The 600-nt window shown below is 44.3% G+C and carries 1 protein-coding gene; it reads right to left on the bottom strand.

The features are described from left to right. Window positions 1-600, bottom strand: a 600-nt coding sequence (locus tag AC1D1X_RS25240; protein WP_477699628.1) for a hypothetical protein, incomplete at both ends; no start/stop codon positions are given.

Genomic DNA, 600 nt, shown 5'->3' with positions numbered 1-600 from the left:
AGAAAGGGATGTCCGCCGAAATCATCCGTCAAATAGGTGAATATCTGTGGCTCGAATGACGTTCCCATATAGGAGCCGATTTGTGAAAGCATATTTTTGACGTCGTTGTCGTCAAAGAAACCTAGATAGTAGGGTTTTACGTAGCCAAACAGAGGATTATCTAGACCGCTTGGAAGTCGGCCTGCTTCGATGATGTGGGCATTGGTTCCGCAAAGAATGAAACTGAAGAGGTTGGGCGTTTGTTGGTATGCCGATCGGATTGCTTGCCAAAAAGGTAGGAATTCGTCTCCAGAAGACCATCTTTCGCTAGAAGACAAATCGAAGCAAATATTTTGAATTTCATCAAATATCAACAAACTAGGCTTTCCGAATTTCTTTTTGACTAGAAGCAAATCTTCGGTAAAGCATGTGGACGCGTCTGCTTCGGTGTATGCGTTTTCGGAAGATCCTGACTTCGCTAAGCCATTGGATAAATAGAGGGCTTCCTTGATGCGGAAGAGGGCCTTATTCCAAGTGGTTTTATGAAATCGGGTGTCATTGCAATCTACAAAAACAACAGGCGCATTGGTGTCTTTTACGGTTCGAACGACGGCCCAAAGG

Source organism: Polaromonas sp. P1_G4 (genome assembly GCF_056405475.1).
Note: the sequence above shows the minus strand (reverse complement) of the source record. Positions and strands in the feature narration are given on the sequence as shown.